2 rRNA genes are annotated in these 3,420 nt (G+C 49.1%); both read left to right on the top strand.

Features of this window, described 5'->3' with window-relative positions:
- The first annotated feature begins 197 nt into the window (after window positions 1–197).
- Window positions 198–3,084: ribosomal RNA gene (locus tag HPC40_RS07970) — 23S ribosomal RNA — on the top strand.
- 216 nt (window positions 3,085–3,300) lie between these two features.
- Window positions 3,301–3,416: ribosomal RNA gene (gene rrf, locus HPC40_RS07965) — 5S ribosomal RNA — on the top strand.
- Window positions 3,417–3,420: the final 4 nt, after the last annotated feature.

Below are 3,420 nucleotides of genomic sequence, written 5' to 3'. Positions count from 1 at the left end.
AACAAGCTAAAAACTGAAGAGAACTCAAGCGTAATGTGGTAGAGATACCAGGACACGTAAGAGCTGAGTAAAAAATCCTGTGATGAGAAAAGGCATTACAGGTGGCGTAGGTAACTACGCACGAGTTTGTTTAAGTCTGCAACGCAGGTATGCACGATATGTAAGTAAAGTGCGGTTAAGAATACTTGAGGTTGTATGGTTAAGTGACTAAGCGTGCAGGGTGGATGCCTAGGCAGTCAGAGGCGAAGAAGGACGTGCTAATCTGCGAAAAGCGTGGGTGAGTTGATAAGAAGCGTTTAACCCACGATGTCCGAATGGGGAAACCCGATGGATGAAGAATCCATCATCAATAAATGAATCCATAGTTTATTGAGGCGAACCGGGAGAACTGAAACATCTAAGTACCCCGAGGAAAAGAAATCAACCGAGATTCTGCGAGTAGCGGCGAGCGAAAGCGGAGTAGCCGTTAGTGATATTGACAGCACAAGAAGAACAGACTGGGAAGTCTGACCATAGAGGGTGATAGTCCCGTATTCGAAAGTGCGGTCAAGGTACTAAGCTAACACAAAGTAGGGCGGGACACGAGAAATCCTGTTTGAAGAAGGGGGGACCATCCTCCAAGGCTAAATACTCCTGACTGACCGATAGTGAACCAGTACCGTGAGGGAAAGGCGAAAAGAACCCTGGTGAAGGGAGTGAAATAGAACCTGAAACCCTGTACGTACAAGCAGTGGGAGCCTGTAAGGGTGACTGCGTACCTTTTGTATAATGGGTCAGCGACTTATATTTTGTAGCGAGGTTAACTGAATAAGGGAGCCGAAGGGAAACCGAGTCTTAACTGGGCGAATAGTTGCAGGATATAGACCCGAAACCCGGTGATCTAGCCATGGGCAGGTTGAAGGTTGGGTAACACTAACTGGAGGACCGAACCGACTACTGTTGAAAAAGTAGCGGATGACTTGTGGCTGGGGGTGAAAGGCCAATCAAACCGGGAGATAGCTGGTTCTCCCCGAAATCTATTTAGGTAGAGCCTTATATGAATACCTTCGGGGGTAGAGCACTGTTTCGGCTAGGGGGTCATCCCGACTTACCAACCCGATGCAAACTGCGAATACCGAAGAGTAATGTATAGGAGACACACGGCGGGTGCTAACGTTCGTCGTGGAGAGGGAAACAACCCAGACCGCCAGCTAAGGTCCCAAAGTCTATATTAAGTGGGAAACGAAGTGGGAAGGCTTAGACAGCTAGGATGTTGGCTTAGAAGCAGCCACCATTTAAAGAAAGCGTAATAGCTCACTAGTCGAGTCGGCCTGCGCGGAAGATGTAACGGGGCTAAAATATAGCACCGAAGCTGCGGCATCAATCGAAAGATTGTTGGGTAGGGGAGCGTTGTGTAAGCGGACGAAGGTGGCTCGAGAGGGTTGCTGGACGTATCACAAGTGCGAATGCTGACATAAGTAACGATAAAGGGGGTGAAAAACCCCCTCGCCGGAAGACCAAGGGTTCCTGTCCAACGTTAATCGGGGCAGGGTGAGTCGGCCCCTAAGGCGAGGCTGAAGAGCGTAGTCGATGGGAAACGGGTTAATATTCCCGTACTTGTTATAACAGTGATGTGGGGACGGAGTAGGTTAGGTTAAGCCGGGTGACGGAAATCCCGGTCCAAGCGTGTAGGATGGATAATTAGGCAAATCCGGTTATCTATATCTGAGGCGTGATGGGGAGCGACTACGGTTGCGAAGTAACTGATACCCGACTTCCAGGAAAAGCCACTAAGCGTTAATGTTATAATAAACCGTACTGAAAACCGACACAGGTGGTCAGGTAGAGAATACTCAGGCGCTTGAGAGAACTCGGGTGAAGGAACTAGGCAAAATAGCACCGTAACTTCGGGAGAAGGTGCGCTGATGTTAATTGAAGTCCCACGCGGATGGAGGTGAAGTCAGTCGAAGTGACCAGCTGGCTGCAACTGTTTATTAAAAACACAGCACTCTGCAAACACGAAAGTGGACGTATAGGGTGTGACGCCTGCCCGGTGCTGGAAGGTTAATTGATGATGTGAGAGCATTTGATCGAAGCCCCAGTAAACGGCGGCCGTAACTATAACGGTCCTAAGGTAGCGAAATTCCTTGTCGGGTAAGTTCCGACCTGCACGAATGGCGTAATGATGGCCAGGCTGTCTCCACCCGAGACTCAGTGAAATTGAAATCGCCGTGAAGATGCGGTGTACCCGCGGCTAGACGGAAAGACCCCGTGAACCTTTACTATAGCTTGACACTGAACATTGAATTTTGATGTGTAGGATAGGTGGGAGACTATGAAGTATCAACGCCAGTTGGTATGGAGTCGTTGTTGAAATACCACCCTTTAAGGTTTGATGTTCTAACGAAGACTGCGGAACGTGGTCTCGGACAGTGTCTGGTGGGTAGTTTGACTGGGGCGGTCTCCTCCCAAAGAGTAACGGAGGAGTACGAAGGTTTGCTAATGGCGGTCGGACATCGCCAGGTTAGTACAATGGTAAAAGCAAGCTTGACTGCGAGACGGACATGTCGAGCAGGTGCGAAAGCAGGTCATAGTGATCCGGTGGTTCTGAATGGAAGGGCCATCGCTCAACGGATAAAAGGTACTCCGGGGATAACAGGCTGATACCGCCCAAGAGTTCATATCGACGGCGGTGTTTGGCACCTCGATGTCGGCTCATCACATCCTGGGGCTGAAGTAGGTCCCAAGGGTATGGCTGTTCGCCATTTAAAGTGGTACGCGAGCTGGGTTTAGAACGTCGTGAGACAGTTCGGTCCCTATCTGCCGTGGGCGTTGGAGAATTGAGGGGGGCTGCTCCTAGTACGAGAGGACCGGAGTGGACGCACCGCTGGTGTTCGGGTTGTCATGCCAATGGCACTGCCCGGTAGCTATGTGCGGAAGAGATAAGTGCTGAAAGCATCTAAGCACGAAACTTGCCTCGAGATGAGTTCTCCCCAACAATAAGTTGGTAAGGGTTGTTTAAGACTAAGACGTAGATAGGCGGGGTGTGTAAGTGTAGTGATATATTGAGCTAACCCGTACTAATTGCCCGAGAGGCTTAACCATACAACGCTCAAGTGTTTTTGCTGTAGCGACGTATAAGGGATAAAAACGAACGAACAAATAAATAAAGAGAAAAGCTCGGAGTTTGACAGGATTTAGCTTGTAGCCAAAAAGAATAGACAATGCAAAGGCATTGAAAAAAGAAATAAAGAACAAACAAAAAACAGAAGAACGCAGTAAAACAAAGAACAACGTAGTAAAAACGGATAAAAGAATTATCCTGGCGGCGATAGTGCAGTGGTCCCACCTGACCCCTTGCCGAACTCAGAAGTGAAACGCTGTAACGCCGATGGTAGTGTGGGGTTTCCCCATGTGAGAGTAGGACACCGCCAGGTTTTA

This window comes from Spirabiliibacterium falconis, from assembly GCF_014885015.1.
Lineage (GTDB): Bacteria > Pseudomonadota > Gammaproteobacteria > Enterobacterales > Pasteurellaceae > Spirabiliibacterium > Spirabiliibacterium falconis.
The sequence above is the reverse complement of the archived record's forward strand: the minus strand, read 5'-3'. Positions and strand labels throughout refer to the sequence as shown.